The 14,514-nt window shown below is 49.1% G+C and carries 17 protein-coding genes; 8 read left to right on the forward strand and 9 right to left on the reverse strand.

Annotated elements, in window-relative coordinates; all coding sequences use genetic code 11:
• Positions 1-89: 89 nt before the first annotated feature.
• Positions 90-572, forward strand: coding sequence for a GyrI-like domain-containing protein (locus PGRAT_RS05765; RefSeq protein ID WP_025707889.1), 483 nt, complete (start codon positions 90-92; stop codon positions 570-572).
• Positions 573-800: 228 nt separating this feature from the next.
• Here the strand turns inward: PGRAT_RS05765 and PGRAT_RS05770 are convergent, their stop codons facing one another.
• Positions 801-1,673, reverse strand: a complete 873-nt coding sequence (locus tag PGRAT_RS05770) for a LysR family transcriptional regulator (protein WP_051424790.1) — start codon at positions 1,671-1,673, stop codon at positions 801-803.
• Between the two features lie 108 nt (positions 1,674-1,781).
• On the opposite strand from PGRAT_RS05770, the gene aroC reads away from it, so the two are divergent.
• On the forward strand, positions 1,782-2,837 hold the full coding sequence (gene aroC, locus PGRAT_RS05775; protein WP_042266188.1) for a chorismate synthase: 1,056 nt from the start codon (positions 1,782-1,784) through the stop codon (positions 2,835-2,837).
• A gap of 82 nt (positions 2,838-2,919) precedes the next feature.
• Here the strand turns inward: aroC and PGRAT_RS05780 are convergent, their stop codons facing one another.
• The gene (locus PGRAT_RS05780) at positions 2,920-3,288 is read right to left on the reverse strand and encodes a DUF1304 domain-containing protein (RefSeq protein WP_025707891.1); all 369 of its coding nucleotides are present in this window, start codon (positions 3,286-3,288) and stop codon (positions 2,920-2,922) included.
• Between the two features lie 195 nt (positions 3,289-3,483).
• On the opposite strand from PGRAT_RS05780, the gene PGRAT_RS05785 reads away from it, so the two are divergent.
• Complete coding sequence (locus tag PGRAT_RS05785) at positions 3,484-4,020, forward strand: GNAT family N-acetyltransferase (protein WP_025707892.1); 537 nt, start codon at positions 3,484-3,486, stop codon at positions 4,018-4,020.
• Between the two features lie 67 nt (positions 4,021-4,087).
• Positions 4,088-4,819, forward strand: coding sequence for a ZIP family metal transporter (locus PGRAT_RS05790; protein WP_025707893.1), 732 nt, complete (start codon positions 4,088-4,090; stop codon positions 4,817-4,819).
• An 83-nt stretch (positions 4,820-4,902) separates the two neighbouring features.
• On the opposite strand, the gene PGRAT_RS05795 is transcribed toward PGRAT_RS05790, so the two are convergent.
• From PGRAT_RS05795 to PGRAT_RS05810, 4 genes are all read right to left on the reverse strand, one after another.
• On the reverse strand, positions 4,903-5,811 hold the full coding sequence (locus PGRAT_RS05795) for an aldo/keto reductase (protein WP_025707894.1): 909 nt from the start codon (positions 5,809-5,811) through the stop codon (positions 4,903-4,905).
• A gap of 30 nt (positions 5,812-5,841) precedes the next feature.
• On the reverse strand, positions 5,842-6,831 hold the full coding sequence (locus PGRAT_RS05800) for an aldo/keto reductase (RefSeq protein ID WP_025707895.1): 990 nt from the start codon (positions 6,829-6,831) through the stop codon (positions 5,842-5,844).
• 111 nt (positions 6,832-6,942) lie between these two features.
• On the reverse strand, positions 6,943-7,791 hold the full coding sequence (locus PGRAT_RS05805) for an AraC family transcriptional regulator (RefSeq protein WP_025707896.1): 849 nt from the start codon (positions 7,789-7,791) through the stop codon (positions 6,943-6,945).
• A gap of 221 nt (positions 7,792-8,012) precedes the next feature.
• Positions 8,013-8,324 carry a (2Fe-2S) ferredoxin domain-containing protein gene (locus tag PGRAT_RS05810; RefSeq protein ID WP_025707897.1) on the reverse strand — a complete coding sequence of 104 codons (312 nt, stop codon included), beginning with the start codon at positions 8,322-8,324 and terminating at the stop codon, positions 8,013-8,015.
• Positions 8,325-8,674: 350 nt separating this feature from the next.
• Between PGRAT_RS05810 and PGRAT_RS34865 the strand changes: the two genes are divergently transcribed.
• The gene (locus PGRAT_RS34865; RefSeq protein WP_025707898.1) at positions 8,675-9,865 is read left to right on the forward strand and encodes a YsnF/AvaK domain-containing protein; all 1,191 of its coding nucleotides are present in this window, start codon (positions 8,675-8,677) and stop codon (positions 9,863-9,865) included.
• Positions 9,866-10,121: 256 nt separating this feature from the next.
• Here the strand turns inward: PGRAT_RS34865 and PGRAT_RS05820 are convergent, their stop codons facing one another.
• The gene (locus PGRAT_RS05820; protein WP_025707899.1) at positions 10,122-10,940 is read right to left on the reverse strand and encodes an SDR family oxidoreductase; all 819 of its coding nucleotides are present in this window, start codon (positions 10,938-10,940) and stop codon (positions 10,122-10,124) included.
• 89 nt (positions 10,941-11,029) lie between these two features.
• Positions 11,030-11,560 (reverse strand): PadR family transcriptional regulator, encoded by a 531-nt coding sequence (locus tag PGRAT_RS05825; protein ID WP_025707900.1) that lies wholly within the window; start codon positions 11,558-11,560, stop codon positions 11,030-11,032.
• A gap of 227 nt (positions 11,561-11,787) precedes the next feature.
• Between PGRAT_RS05825 and PGRAT_RS05830 the strand changes: the two genes are divergently transcribed.
• Positions 11,788-12,186, forward strand: coding sequence for a hypothetical protein (locus PGRAT_RS05830; protein ID WP_025707901.1), 399 nt, complete (start codon positions 11,788-11,790; stop codon positions 12,184-12,186).
• Positions 12,187-12,301: 115 nt separating this feature from the next.
• Here PGRAT_RS05830 and PGRAT_RS05835 read toward each other — a convergent pair whose 3' ends face one another.
• Complete coding sequence (locus PGRAT_RS05835; protein WP_025707902.1) at positions 12,302-13,213, reverse strand: helix-turn-helix transcriptional regulator; 912 nt, start codon at positions 13,211-13,213, stop codon at positions 12,302-12,304.
• A gap of 103 nt (positions 13,214-13,316) precedes the next feature.
• Here PGRAT_RS05835 and PGRAT_RS05840 point away from each other — a divergent pair, with 103 nt between their 5' ends.
• Together PGRAT_RS05840 and PGRAT_RS05845 are read left to right on the forward strand one after the other, a co-directional pair.
• Positions 13,317-13,781 (forward strand): VOC family protein, encoded by a 465-nt coding sequence (locus tag PGRAT_RS05840; RefSeq protein ID WP_025707903.1) that lies wholly within the window; start codon positions 13,317-13,319, stop codon positions 13,779-13,781.
• 104 nt (positions 13,782-13,885) lie between these two features.
• The gene (locus tag PGRAT_RS05845) at positions 13,886-14,455 is read left to right on the forward strand and encodes a YdeI/OmpD-associated family protein (RefSeq protein WP_025707904.1); all 570 of its coding nucleotides are present in this window, start codon (positions 13,886-13,888) and stop codon (positions 14,453-14,455) included.
• Positions 14,456-14,514 lie beyond the last annotated feature (59 nt).

Genomic DNA, 14,514 nt, shown 5'->3' on the forward strand with positions numbered 1-14,514 from the left:
CTTAAGCATGGATTGGCTGCATATCCTGAACATGACAGTAAGTTGTCAACTTTCTTATTGTACAATTCAGTGTAAGAGGAGAGTGGCCAATGAACACTTATACAATTCACAAACAAAAATTGATAATAACTGGAGTTGCTGTCCGTACAACAAACGCAGAAGAGGCAGGACCGGAGGGGAGATTGCCTAAGCTGTGGGAAACCTACTTTCAGAGCAATCTCTTATCTGCGGCGGGAGGCGAAAATCCGCATTTCATTTACGCAGTGTACACGGATTATGAGAGCGACGCTAACGGAGCTTATACCGTTGTGATTGGGAATGAATCAAGCAATGAATCGCTCCCCGATGAAAAGAATCACGTCGTTGTAACCATCCCCGAGAGTAAATACATGGTATTCACGACGAAAAAAGGGCCTGTGTATGAAGTGGTGGCACAGGCGTGGCACGAGATTTGGGCGTATTTCAAGGAATCCCCAGAGAAGAGAGCCTACACAGGCGACTTTGAGCTTTATGATGCCAGGAATTTTGATCCGGCAAACACAGAGCTGCAGATTTATATCGCTGTAAAATAATCACTATCTATATAAGTTGAACTTAAAAAATTCATAAAAAGGGTAGAAGTGCGGAGGGGAAGTTTGGAACTGGAAGAGCGAATGCGTCCGCCTTTGTCACCGGATTTCAACCGCTAAAGGCGGTTCAATCAAGAAATTCTTACGACAACAGCGGCTGGAAGTCCAAACATTCCCCGTAGTTACGACCATACCCCACAATGTTAAACTATAGTTCAATCTATATAAGAGTTACATCTCCAAGAAAGCCTCAGCCGCAAGTGACCGGGACGAATGCCTGTGGACAGCAATGCCGATATGGCGGTCGGGAATGGGAACTGCCGTGCGAAGCTCCACTAAGGACCCTCCCGCAATACGGGACGCTACCAAAGCCCGCGGCAGGAATGCCGCACCGTATCCCCGCTCGGCAAATTCAGTGAGCATTTCCAGGCTGTTCAGTTCAAAGTCGGCTTCGACTTCGATCCCCTGGGACCGGAACCATCCTTCAATGAAGGAACGCGTGGTGCTGCCCGGGGACAGCATCAGAAGCGGAAGCTCCGTTAACCGTTCCGTCGGCAGGGGTTCCCGTGCCCAGTCTGCGAAGGCGGCTCCAACAGCCACGCAAAAAGGTGAGGTATGGGAGGCGACGATCTGAATCTCTTCGTCGGATACGGGCAAATAAATGTAGCCGAGGTCCAACGATCCCCGCTTCAACCGTTCCAGGATAAGGCTGGTCTTCTCCTGCGACAATTGAATGTGAATCTTGGGATAGCGGGCATGAAACTGGTCGAGCAGGGGGACGATGAAGTCTTTAATGATTGCCCCGTTTGCCCCGATTCGCAGCCTGCCTTCACGATACTGCTTCATATTCTTCATGTGGCGCTCAGCGGAGTCAAGTTCCCCGAAGGCTTGCCGGACATGCAGATGCAGAGTTTGTCCTTCTTGTGTTAAGCGGACGCCCTTGGATAACCGGTCAAACAACCGGACTCCAAGGGCTTCTTCCAGCTGCTTGATCGCGTAGCTGACCGAGGGCTGCGTCATATTGAGGTTGTGTGCAGCTTTGGTTAGATTGGAACAATCAGCGGCATAGAGAAAAATACGGTACCATTCACTGTTGACTATCACTTGTTATCAATCCTCTCTATGACAAATGCTGAATATTACAATTTCATTTATTTCAAGTATACCCTTAGACTGATGAAGAAGGAACTCTAAGAACAGGGGTGTATTAAAATGGCGGGAAGCACGTTTGGGGAAAGATTAAAAGTGACCACGTTCGGAGAATCCCATGGAGAATCCGTAGGTGCTATTGTGGAGGGCGTTACCCCTGGTGTCGAATTGGATGAAGCATACATCCAAGCTCAGATGGACCGGAGAAGACCAGGGCAATCTTCCGTCACGACTCCACGGAAGGAATATGATAAGATCCGCATCTTATCAGGCCTCTTCGAAGGCCGGACAACAGGTACACCACTATGCATTATGCTGGACAATACAGACATGCGTCCGTCAGCGTACGACGATATTAAATCGATGTACCGGCCCGGGCATGCGGATTTCACCTACGAGAAGAAGTATGGGGTTCGTGACTATCGCGGGAGTGGCAGGGCTTCAGGCAGGGAGACGGCGGGCCGTGTGGCTGCGGGGGCGGTTGCGCGCAAGCTGCTGGAGCACAGGAGCGTGAAGGTACTGGCTTATACAACCGAAATCGGCGGTATCCGCTGCGGGACATTTGACCCGGAGGTGATCGAATCCAACGTGGTACGGGCGTGCGATCCTGCGGCGGCAGAACGCATGGTTAAGCGGATCGAAGAGTTGGCTGCCAAGGGCGACAGCTGCGGGGGAATTGTTGAATGCCGGATTAGCGGCGTCCTGGCGGGACTTGGGGAGCCTGTGTTTGACAAGCTGGATGCAGAACTTGCCCGGGCCATGCTCTCCATCGGGGCGGTCAAAGGCATTGAATTTGGTGCGGGCTTCCAAGCTGCAGCCATGCTTGGAAGTGAACACAACGATCAGATGGACGCAAACGGATTTCAGACGAACCATGCCGGAGGGGTCATCGGCGGCATCAGCACAGGGGCAGACATCGTATTCCGGGTGGCGGTCAAGCCGACCTCTTCGATTTCAGTCCCCCAACGGACCATCGGCACCGACGGCAATGAACGGGAGATTACGACCAAAGGCAGGCATGATCCCTGCATCTGCCCCCGCATTGTGCCGGTGATTGAAGCCATGGCCTGCCTGGTGATCGAGGATCATTACAAGCGGCAGGCAGCATTGCTGGATTAATAAAAAGTCCCCAACCAAGGGGAATGCAGCATGTTCTAAAGGCCATCCGGCAAAGGATGGCCTTTATTTTGCAGAAAAGGGTTTACAGATTGGCCAGAACAACAGCGAGAATAGCCGCGAAGGCCGGAAGGCCCTGGACGAACAGAATCGATTTCTTGGCAGTGATGCTGCCATAGACCGCTGCAACACCAACACAGATTAGAAAGAACAGCTGAAGCTGAAACCCGAACGTGCCGTTCGGATGGAGCAAGCCCCACGCTAAACCGGCGGCCAGAAAGCCGTTATAGAGCCCTTGGTTGGCCGCGAGCGATTTCGTATCCCGGGCGAGCTGACTAGTGGTCCCGAACGCCTTCTGCGCTCTTGGGGTAGTCCACATAAACATCTCCAGAACTAAAATATACACATGTTCAAGTGCTACGAGCGCTACGAGTATTGTACTTAAGATCATCATAACCATTCCCTCATTTTCGTTGGATTAGTACGCAATAAATATTTATATTTTGCAAAATTTAATTTAACACAAATAAATATACCTAAATCCAGCCTTTTTGTCAATTTAGAAATACAGCAGGGCCCGTACCAGGGGGAGCCGATATAATGATAGAAGGAAGAATTTTTTAACAAAACACAGTGAGGAGGCAAAGCCTTGTACATAAGAACACTGACTTCCGCCGATGCGGAGATTTACCGCGGGCTCCGGCTGCAGTCGCTGCTGCAGAACCCGGAGGCTTTTCTCAGCACATATGAATCCGAGCTCAAAATCTCCATTGTCACTATACGGATCAGACTGGAGCCGGCGGATGATCATTTTACACTGGGAGCTTTTGATGCAGAGGAGAAGCTGGTGGGCATCATCACTTTTTTCCGTGAAAGCAGACCGAAGATCCGTCATAAAGCCCATGTATACTCCGTATATGTTGATCCGGGTGCCCGCCAGCAGGGAGTGGGACGGCTCTTGATGCTGGAACTGATTAGCCGGGCCGCAGCATTGCCGGGTCTGGAAATCCTTAACCTGTCTCTTACCTCCACGAACCTGCCCGCCAAACGGCTGTACGAATCTCTGGGTTTTATCTGCTACGGCACAGAGCCGAAGGCAATGAAGCTGGGTGAGGAATATCTGGACGAGGATCTTATGTATTTGCAGCTTGTGCCAGAGCAGCGGAAGGAAAATGGAAATTATTAGACATAACTAAGACTGCTAATCGCATAAGCTGGGTCTAGGAGTCCTGTCCACCAAAGGGGTTGAAGACTTGGCAACTGCGCTTTTTGGCAGCTTTTTATCGGCTATGGCTACTGTGCTTGGGGTAGTTCCCATTCTGTTTGTCCGAAGATTGTCCGAGCTGTGGAAGGATGTGCTGGTCGCCTTCACCGCCGGAATCATGGTATCTGCATCCACCTTTGGGTTAATGCCGCAGGCGATCAAGGAGTCGGGAATTATCGCCCTGACCCTGGGCCTGATTACCGGTGTGCTGCTGCTCGATCTAATAGAGAATAATATCCCGCATATTGATGTGGAGAATAAACCCGGCTTCACCAACATGGATTCCAAAGCGCTGCTCGTGCTGATCGCGCTGTTCATTCATAATATTCCCGAAGGCCTCAGTACGGGCTTCAGCTATGCCAGTGAGCAGGCCAGTCTCGGTCCCATGGTGGCGATTGCCATCGGGGCACAGAACATGCCGGAGGGGCTTATTCTGGCGGTGTTTCTGCTCAATTCCCAAGCGACCCGGCGAAAAGCGTTGATCATGGCCGCCTTGACCGGCCTCATGGAGATGGTGTCGGCGGTCATCGGTTATTTTACAGCCAGCTATGTGCAGAATGTGGTAGGGTACGGGCTGGCGTTTGCTGCCGGAGCAATGCTCTTCATCGCCTACAAGGAACTTATTCCCGAGAGCCACGGTCATGGCTACGAACGCCCGTCCACCTATTCCTTTATCTTCGGGCTGCTGGTGATGGTGTATATTACCCAAGTTTATGCGTGAGTGAAGGGAACAAGAGGCTGTCTTGTACGGTTAGAACTTAACCGCTCAAGGACAGCCTCTTTGGCATTTGCTGCTCTGCTGCTCTACCGGTGCTGCGCGTACCGGTTGCTTTTGCTGGCGGCCCGGACGGCTGCCAGCTCTGCCGGGGTAAGCGGGGCCGACGCAGCTGCCGATGCATTCAACCGCAGCTGCTCCAGGCTGCTCGCGCCCGGAATAATCGCAGCCACCGCCGGGCTTGCCAGCGGATAATGCAGGGCCGCCTCAGTGAGGGTACGGGAGGGGCCGGTCTGCTCCAGCAGGCGTTCATGGAGCAACGGCAGCTCCTCGCTGCTGTAACCCAGGTACTCCCGGTGTGCTTTGCTGCCGCCATGCCCGGTTAATATGCCCCCGGCCAGCGGCCCCCGGGCAATCAGGCCAATGCCATGCTGTTCCAGCAGCGGCAGTACCGCTTCCTCCGGCCGGCGGTCCAGGATGCTGTACTGGCTCATGACGCTGACGATATGGGAGCGGGAGACATATTCGCGGATTACATTCGGACGAATGGAGGAGATGCCATAATACCGGATGAGGCCTTCCTGCTTCAGTTCCTCAAAGGCTTCAATCGTCTCGTCGATCGGATCTTCGAGAGTTCCTCCGTGCAACTGGTACAGATCTATATAATCGGTCTGCAGTCGGCGCAGACTCTCCTTTACTGCCGATTGGATATAGGCTTTGGAAGGGTCCCAGCTCCAGCCTTCTTGTCCGGGGATTCTGCGGTTGCCCACTTTGGTGGCAAGAATGACATTCGCGCGGCGCCCGCGCAGCGCCTGGCCGATAATTTCTTCATTCCGCCCTTCATCATAGAGGTCGGCAGTATCCAGGAAGTTGATGCCCAGCTCCAGTGCCTCATGAATGATCGCGGCAGCCTTCGTTTCATCTGTCCCGAGGGACATGCAGCCGAGTCCCATGGCGCTTATATAGAGATCGGAATTTCCTAAACGGTTTGTCTTCATCGGCGGTCCTTTCAAAGTTGGTCTTGGGGGTTATCCCCGCAAAATATTCTCGATTTGCTCCAGCTCCTCCGCGCTGAGCTCAGGCGCGTTCAGGGAGGCCACCGCATCTTCGATCTGGCTGACCCGGCTTGCGCCGATCAGGGCTGAAGTCACTTTGCCGCCACGGAGAACCCATGACAAGGCCAGCTGCGACATTTTCTGCCCGCGTGCGGCAGCGAGATCGTTCAGCTTGCTTACTTTGCCAATGACCTCTGCGGTGATTTCCTTCTCGGAGAGGAATACGCTTGGTCCGGCCGCGCGGGAATCCGGTGTGATGCCTTTGAGGTAGCGGTCGGTCAGGATGCCTTTTTGCAGCGGCGAGAAGGCGATGGTGCCGATGCCTTCCTCAGCGAGCACATCCTGGAGCCCGTCTTCAATCCAGCGCGACATCATGGAATAATTCGGCTGATGGATCAGACAAGGCGTGCCGAGGCGGCGCAGAATCTGCGCTGCTTCACGCGCATCTTCGGCATTGTAGTTGGAGATGCCGACATACAGCGCCTTGCCCTGGCGCACCAGCAGATCCAGTGCAGCCATCGTTTCTTCCAGCGGTGTGTTCGGGTCGGGACGGTGATGGTAGTATATATCCACATAGTCCAGTCCCATCCGTTTCAGGCTCTGGTCGAGGCTGGAAACGAGGTATTTCTTCGAACCCCATTCGCCGTAAGGGCCTGGCCACATGTAGTAGCCGGCTTTGCTGGAGATGATCAGCTCGTCGCGGTAGGCGGCGAGATCTTTTCGCAGAATCTGTCCAAAGGTTTCCTCGGCGGACCCGGCCGGCGGACCGTAGTTGTTAGCCAGGTCGAAGTGGGTAATCCCCAGGTCAAAGGCCCTTCTGATCATGGCGCGGCCGTTCTCAAACACATCATTGCCGCCAAAGTTATGCCACAGTCCAAGCGAGATTGCCGGCAGGAGCAGGCCGCTGCGGCCGGTTCGGTTATATTTCATCTGGTCGTAACGTTCAGGATTTGCAAGATACATTGGATTGTTTCCTCCTTAAGGTTTTGTTGGCATACATTTCATTTCCTGATTCCGCTTCACTTTTATTGTAGCCGAAGCGCAGGAACAAACGTATGTCAGCAAGGAAGAAGTTTATAGAACAATGTCATTCCCGGCATGGCGGATGCGGTACTCCTTGGGTGAGCAGCCTTTGACTTTCTTGAACATGCGGGAGAACAGCAGCGGGTCCTGATAGCCCACGGAGCGTGAAATTTCACCGATTGTGCAAGGGGTCTCCGTCAGCAGCTCACATGCCTTGGCGATGCGGAAATTAAGCAGGTACTGCTGCGGCGGCAGGCCGACGGTTTTTTTGAACAATGCCGATAAATATTTGCGGTCCAGCTTCAGGGAGGAGGACATGCGCTCTACAGTCACATTCTCACAGTAATGGGCATGCAGATAGTGCAGACACTGCTCCACGTAGATGCTCTTTTGGCGGGGAAGCGGGATGGGGTTGGCAGCCGCCGGAACCAGTCGCACCAGCAGCCCGAAGAATTCATACATGATCGCCTTTAGAGGCAAATCAAGACTGTCCTTATGGTCTGCAGCCGTGCTAAGCCGGTCATAGAGTGCAGGCATCAGCAAATCATCCATCGGGAAGACGGGATGCTCCGGCGAAAGCGAGGTTTTGGACAGCAGATAGCCAATCTCTTCCCCCGTAAAAGCAACCCACGAATAAGTCCAGGGCTTCGCCGTATCTGCGGCATAATGAGTAAGGATATGAGGGTAAGTCAGGAAGGCCTGCCCGGGCTGCAGGATGTGGGTTTCTCTCCCGACAGTGACTTGGCCGGTTCCGGCATGAATGAAATGGATTTTGTACAAATCCCGCACGCCGGGGCCGACGCTGTGTCCGGGAGCACACTCTTCACGTCCCCAATAATGAAGGTGAAGATCGGGATTGCCCCGGAAAGGGCGCTCTGGATTATATTTGAATATGGCCATGCTTCAGCCTCTTTTCAGTGTAGGATGGCTCCAGGCAATTACCTTGAAAGACATCCCCTATTATACATTAGATTATCCAAGGGTGATCAACTGCAAAAAGTCCCAGGCCCCAGGCTGTGGGCGGGACTTGCAGGATTTTAGATAAGGAGAGGTTAAACGGGGCGTTTAAGTACACAGAATCATAACCATGCAGCCAGCCCGGCGCGGGCAGGTACCAGGCTTCAGGCTTCCATTTTGAGCATTACCAGTTCTTCGACAGGTTCGCCATTCACCAGATGCTCCTCTACAATACGTTCCACATCATCTGTAGTCACATTGTAATACCAGATGCCGTCGGGATAGACAATCACAAAAGGGCCGTTGCCGCATAGGCCGAGACAGCTGGTTTTGTTGATTTTGACGGTTTTGTTAATCCCCTTCCCGACGAGCTGTTCTTTGAATTCCTGCATGACATCTTCCACATCCTGATTGTTGCAGTGCTCGCTGCAGCAGAAGAGCAGGTGCTTCTTCAGCACCTTGAGTCGCATATTCATACCTGAGCCTCCTTGATCGAGTCATAATAGCTGACCTGTCTTACGAGGAGTATAGTCCCTTTTGCATCATCTGTAATGGGGTAGCGGTCAATGTTCCAAAAGGCTTAACAAATGGGTGAAATCCAGGATATTTGCGTTAGATTATCTGACCTGGATTCAAAAAAATTGATCAAAATGTGTCTTTTTAGGTATTTCCCGAATTATTTCCTGTTTCAGAAATTCTTTTGTGGATTCAGTTTGGAAACGGAGATTTCCCAGTTTAGGCCCTGAGCGTTTGGTTAAGTAAGAGGTGTAAAATAAGCTGCATGATGAATTGACACCCAATAAAAAGCTATCAGGAGGGAATCGTTATGAACAAGAAAATTGTAGGTGTATTCCATACCGAACATGAAGCTTCACAAGCCATTGAGGAGCTGAAAAGCCGCGGATTTCTGACAGAGGATATCTCGGTGATTGCAAGAAATAAACAGGATGCCGATGCAATTAATGAGGAGACAGGCACCAAAGCCCCTGAGGGAATGGCTTCAGGTGCGGCGACTGGCGGCGTGCTGGGCGGTGTGACCGGGCTTCTGGCAGGCATTGGCGCACTGGCCATTCCGGGAATCGGACCGATTCTTGCGGCGGGGCCCATTGCGGCAACGCTGGCGGGAGCTGCGGTAGGTGCCGGAACCGGGGGACTTGTCGGCGGGTTGATTGGGCTTGGCATACCGGAGGATGAGGCAGAAAGCTATGATCATTATGTGGACGAAGGCCGCATTCTGGTCATGGTGGATGCAGACAGTACGCGGGCCAATGATGTGTACTCGGTATTCCGCAGCCATAACTCTGCTAATGCCGACCGTTATATAGAGAAGGCAATTCCTGAAGGTGAGGCAGCGGCGAATGCCCGGCATTCAGTAAGTGACACCGTAGATGCCGCATTCAATGGCTCCGGGTTGGAGGGACGCGAGGATACTGGACTGGATACGATGAATTCCGCACCGGTGAATGATCTTCCGGAGAGCAGAAGGCTGGATGATGTGAACCGGCCTGGGATGACGGGAAATGTCTATTCCGGCTCACGGGAAGGCATGGACAGTGCACTGGACAACACACGGTCTGCTGATTGGGCTGACCGAGAGTCAGAGCGCGATGAAGCGCGTAAGCTGCGCTTGCGGGAAGAACAGCTTGACGTTTCCAAAAATAAAGTGCAGACCGGTGAAGTGAACGTGCGGAAGGAAATTGTTGAAGAGCAGAAAACGATTAATGTTCCAGTCAGCCATGAAGAAATTGTCATCGAACGCCATTCCATTAATAATGATTCCACAGCAGAACCCGTCGGAGCTGAGGAGACGATTCGTATTCCTGTAAGCGAAGAACAGGTCCAGGTTAATAAGAATACGGTGGTCACCGGTGAAGTGGACGTTCATAAACGTGAAATTCAAGAGACAGAGCAGGTTAAAGATACGGTTAAACGTGAGGAAGCCCGGGTAGATAAGACGGGTAATGTAAAGGTGAACAATCATAGTGAGGTACTGAGAGACCACAGCCGGACACGTTAAGAGGATTTCACAAGCAGGGGGGCATTGCCTCCTTGGAGGAACGATTATTGGAGGAAAAGAAGGGTTTCCCTAAGTCCGCTGGACTCGGGGAAACCCTTCTTTGTAAATGAGCGGGAATCTGCGGGCTGCAGCATGCGTAACCACCAGATGCGACTGCGCCGCTGTGTGGTGATCCGCATCATCAATAGTGGCGATGACTTCCGTATCATAAGTAGCGGCGGAAATTTGTTACTGTTATGTTCGGATGTTCTCTTTTTCAAGAAAAATGCCGGGCTATATTCGTTAAATACTCTTCTTCATCCGTATTTTCTTTCATATGAATGAGCATCTTGGCATCTTCTCCCACTACATACCGGAATTGACTTGTACCGTCTGTGGCCGCTTGGTATATGGTTTCGGCAACAATTTCTGGAGGCGAAGCGTATGCCGGGTGTTTTTCCATTTCACCCAATTTACCCCGAAACGCAGTAGTAAATAGCTTATAGTCTGTTAATGCGTCATTAAAAAAGAATTCCATCGATCTTCCGCCAAAGTCTGTATGAATAGCACCTGGTTCAATCAACTTTACTTTGATGTTTTGTGAGGCTAATTCATAAGATACCGACTCAGAAAAACCCTCCACGGCAAATTTGGATGAATGATACAGAGACATCGTAGGAAAAGTCACTTTCCCTCCCATAGAAGAGATATTGATCAGCAAACCTTCTTGGTTAGATCTAAAATGTGGCAGCATGGCTTTAGTCATACGGATAAGACCAAAAACGTTCACTTCAAACTGTCTTCTAATTTGCTCATCCGTAGCTGCTTCTATAAGACCCATTGTTCCATATCCGGCATTATTGAGAAGAACATCAATTTTTCCAAACCGCAGAGTCGCTTCGGCTAACGCAGAGTGAATAGTATCTTCTTTCTCAACATCAAGCCTCAGCACCAATACATTATCTAGTGTAATGAATTCAGTTTCTTGTTCAGGTGAGCGCATCGTGGCTGCTACGTTCCATCCTCTTTCAGCAAAATGTTTTACTGTAGCTCTCCCAATGCCCGATGAAGCACCCGTGATAAAAATTGTTTTCATAACAATTCCTCCTAAAAGTTAGATGAGCGTTACATCTTCAATATGTTTGTAGAAAACTTACTGCATAAGCATATGGATTCACTTCAGCTCTACTCTTGCACTAACTTCTCCAGGCTCACCAATCCCTCGGCAATGGTCGTAAGCTTAGCCTTATATTCTTCTATCCCAATTTGGATGCAGATGATCTGGGCTGGATGCATTTCATCCTTATAAAGCGAATATTGGTCAAGTAATTGATCTAATTTTGTGTGTGATTCCTCTTGGGCTTGCTTCAACCAAATCATCACCTTGTCATACCCGACGAATTCACCAAAATAAAGCCTCATCATAAAATCGGATTTCCTGATGCTGTCTCCTTCGAGCGGGCCTAATAAATAGGCGTTAAAACAATCCCTGCCTTTAGGCGTTATGTTTAGAACATTTTTGTTAGGCTTACCGTCCTGGAGCACATTTTCCTTAGTAATCAACCCCTCCTTTTCCATTCGGGCAAGTGTGGGATAGATCGTCCCATAACTAGAACTATAGAAATTAGAGAATACAGTTTCTAATAACTGTTTTATTTGGTATCCAGTCAACGCTTCTTTCATAAGCATGCCTAAAATAACATCTTGACTGTTCAAAATTTAACCTCCTTGTAGGTCAGAAGTATTGTATACCGCGAACACAATATATCATTATGATATATATTTAGTCAATATATATTGCTCAAATATATGAAGCTCGTTATTTTGTGGTATTTCATCAGAGGGTGATCTGTTACTTCGGATTTATATGGGCATCCGCCCAAGCGCCCTTTCCGCGAATGCATATGATGATTATGCCTACTCATTGAAAGGAGCGATCACATATGGGATTTTTTCCAACGCCGGGAACCGGCGGAGGATTTCCGGGGTTCCCGGGGGGACCTGGCGTACCGGGAGGACCTGGGGTACCAGGTGGCTTTCCCGGACAATTTCCGGGGACTCCGGGACTTCCGGGGGGTGCACCGGGAGGCGTTCAAGCGCCGACGGCGCCTCCACCGCAATTCGTACCGCAAATGTCGGCCGCCACATTTGCCGTCGATCCCGGCGGGATCAGACACTGCCTGTTCCGCAACACATACCTTTGGCTGAACAACGGCGAGCAATTCTGGTTCTTCCCGGTATTCGTCGGGCGTGATTCTATTGCAGGGTTCAGATGGTTCGGTTTCTTCTGGGCGTACTTCGGGATTGATTTGAATCAGATTCGCTCGTTCACGTGCTTCTAAGGCATACAGCGAAAGAGAACAGCCTGCAGACTGTTCTCTTTGTTGTGCGGCTTTTCGTGCTAGCCGCTATCATTCAAGAATCAACGGTTCAGGCTAATTAGAAGGCGGAATCAATTTAAGAATATTTCTCCACCATTTTAATTAAATAATTTCGAAATTCATCAACATATGTTTTGGGCTCTACGATTTCCAGATTTGTACCGAAGCTTGCCAGGAATTGAAATCCAATACTGTTTTGAGGCACATGGATGGTGGCTAAGAAATAGTCAGAACTATAGTTTTCAATACTCTTTCGGCCGTACCTTTCAATGAATTGATCTTTTATGCCAGGCGAAATCAACGCCTTAATAGCGGCTAATTGCGGTTGGTAACTTGCCTCATGTTCTTGTTCCAATGAATAATCTCTAGGGTTAAATGTATTTTTCTCCATATGAAGATGATCGATCCTGGATAATTTAAATGTTCTATATCTCTGGCGGTGTAAACAGAATCCCTTCAAATACCAGCTCGTTTCGCTAAAATGAAGCTGATAGGGCTCGACAATTCTATTCGTCGTGGTGCCATTCTTATCTATATAATCAAAGGAAACTAACCTTCTCTTTAATATCGATTCTTGGCATATCTTCAAGGTTTGAAGAATCTCAGACCGGCCCGCCCAATCATAAAATGACAGTTCGATTGGACCTTTTGGAGACAATGGGCTAACCATGGCTTCTATTTTTTTGATCGTGACTTCAACATCTTCGCTAATTAGAATTTGTTCCAATCCGCCGAGCGCAGTCAATATATTCTCCAAGTCGGAGCTGCTTAAAAGACGTTTATCAACCTTGTATTCATCCATAATACCGTAGCCGCCATGAACGCCATTGACCGAATAGACCGGGATGTTTGATAAACTCAGCGTTTCCATATCGCGAAGAATCGTTCTTTTGGAAACATGAAATAGTTGCGCGAATTCATTTGCCGGAACGATATCTTTTTTCAGCAATATCATAATGATAGAAATCAGCCTCTCAACCTTGTCCATATTTCCCCCTCCTTTTCCTCTACATTAATCTAAGAACGGTGACATATAGATGTCACCTTTAGTGGATTATACTACATTTATAACAAGAAGGAGGTTATGTCCTATGTCAGCTATTGCATATTTAAACTTTGATGGAATCGCAGAACAAGCAATTGAATTTTATGCAGAGGCTTTAAACGCAAATGAAGTAAAAAAGGTGAAATTCGGCGATATCCCGCAAGATCCAAACTATCCATTGCCGGAAAATGAATTAAATATGATCATGGAGTCTTCCATCGAATTCGCAGGCGGGAAAATCATGATGTCGGACATTTTGCCTTCGATGAAGGCGGTAACAGGCGAGCTGGTTAAAGGCAACAATATACTGATTAGTATCGTTATTGATGATAAACAGGCACTGAACAATTATTTTTCGAATTTGTCTGCCGGTGGTTCTGTTATCATGCCGTTATCAGAAATGCCCTGGTCTTCCTGCTTCGGAATGTTGGCTGATAAATTTGGTGTTATCTGGAAAATTAATAGTGATTCAGATCAGTTCCTGGATAAAGTGATTTCCAATAAACCGTAACTCATTAAACAATGGTCTTGCAATTACAGGCCATTGTTTATATTTCTTTTGCGTAACAGGTATGGTAATGTGAATCAAATTGGAAAGGATCATGTATTTCATCTATGAAAATTGAAAATTTAATTCCGGTAAAGTCGAGAGAAGATTTAAGGAATTGGCTGAAGAACAACGGTAAGACTGAAAAGTGCTGCTGGGTCTTGGTTAGTATGACACCTATCCCCGATGTGTTGTTATATTTGGACGCGGTCGAAGAAGCTTTGTGCTGTGGATGGATCGATGGAGTCAAGAAGAAACTGTCTGAAACGGAGCTGGCTCAGAGACTATCGCCTAGAAGTGAAAAGAGCTCATGGACTGAATTAAATAAAGAACGTGTCCGCCGCCTTGAACAGCTGGGGTTGATGACAGACGAAGGAAGAAGGGTTCTTCCTGATATGGATCACCATTCTTTTACAATAGATGAAGATATAGAGCAAAGGCTAAAAGAGGAAAAGCAAGTATATGAGAATTTCATCGCATTTCCGGAGCTTTATAAAAGAATTCGGATCGACACGATACAAAGCTATAGAAATCAGCCGGAATTATATAAGAACAGATTAGACAAATTCATAACAAACACGAGAGAAAATAAAATGTACGGTCAATGGAACGATAATGGGCGTCTGCTGGCTTACTAACTAATTTTTGCGGAGCAATGGCTGGTATCCGTTGGAACGGTACAATTTTCTCCCTGGAG

Origin of the sequence: Paenibacillus graminis (genome assembly GCF_000758705.1) — a bacterium.
Classification (GTDB): Bacteria; Bacillota; Bacilli; order Paenibacillales; family Paenibacillaceae; genus Paenibacillus_AQ; species Paenibacillus_AQ graminis.

Excerpts from the sequence above, each read along its gene's own strand:
- PGRAT_RS05805 (WP_025707896.1), bottom strand. The coding sequence starts at position 7,791 with ATGGCCATATTCAAATATAATCCAGAGCGCCCTTTCCGGGGCAATCCC.
- PGRAT_RS05820 (WP_025707899.1), bottom strand. The coding sequence starts at position 10,940 with ATGAAAACAATTTTTATCACGGGTGCTTCATCGGGCATTGGGAGAGCT.
- PGRAT_RS34865 (WP_025707898.1), top strand. The coding sequence starts at position 8,675 with ATGAACAAGAAAATTGTAGGTGTATTCCATACCGAACATGAAGCTTCA.
- PGRAT_RS05830 (WP_025707901.1), top strand. The coding sequence starts at position 11,788 with ATGGGATTTTTTCCAACGCCGGGAACCGGCGGAGGATTTCCGGGGTTC.
- PGRAT_RS05780 (WP_025707891.1), bottom strand. The coding sequence starts at position 3,288 with ATGATGATCTTAAGTACAATACTCGTAGCGCTCGTAGCACTTGAACAT.
- PGRAT_RS05795 (WP_025707894.1), bottom strand. The coding sequence starts at position 5,811 with ATGAAGACAAACCGTTTAGGAAATTCCGATCTCTATATAAGCGCCATG.
- PGRAT_RS05840 (WP_025707903.1), top strand. The coding sequence starts at position 13,317 with ATGTCAGCTATTGCATATTTAAACTTTGATGGAATCGCAGAACAAGCA.
- PGRAT_RS05845 (WP_025707904.1), top strand. The coding sequence starts at position 13,886 with ATGAAAATTGAAAATTTAATTCCGGTAAAGTCGAGAGAAGATTTAAGG.
- aroC (WP_042266188.1), top strand. The coding sequence starts at position 1,782 with ATGGCGGGAAGCACGTTTGGGGAAAGATTAAAAGTGACCACGTTCGGA.
- PGRAT_RS05800 (WP_025707895.1), bottom strand. The coding sequence starts at position 6,831 with ATGTATCTTGCAAATCCTGAACGTTACGACCAGATGAAATATAACCGA.
- PGRAT_RS05765 (WP_025707889.1), top strand. The coding sequence starts at position 90 with ATGAACACTTATACAATTCACAAACAAAAATTGATAATAACTGGAGTT.
- PGRAT_RS05810 (WP_025707897.1), bottom strand. The coding sequence starts at position 8,324 with ATGAATATGCGACTCAAGGTGCTGAAGAAGCACCTGCTCTTCTGCTGC.
- PGRAT_RS05835 (WP_025707902.1), bottom strand. The coding sequence starts at position 13,213 with ATGGACAAGGTTGAGAGGCTGATTTCTATCATTATGATATTGCTGAAA.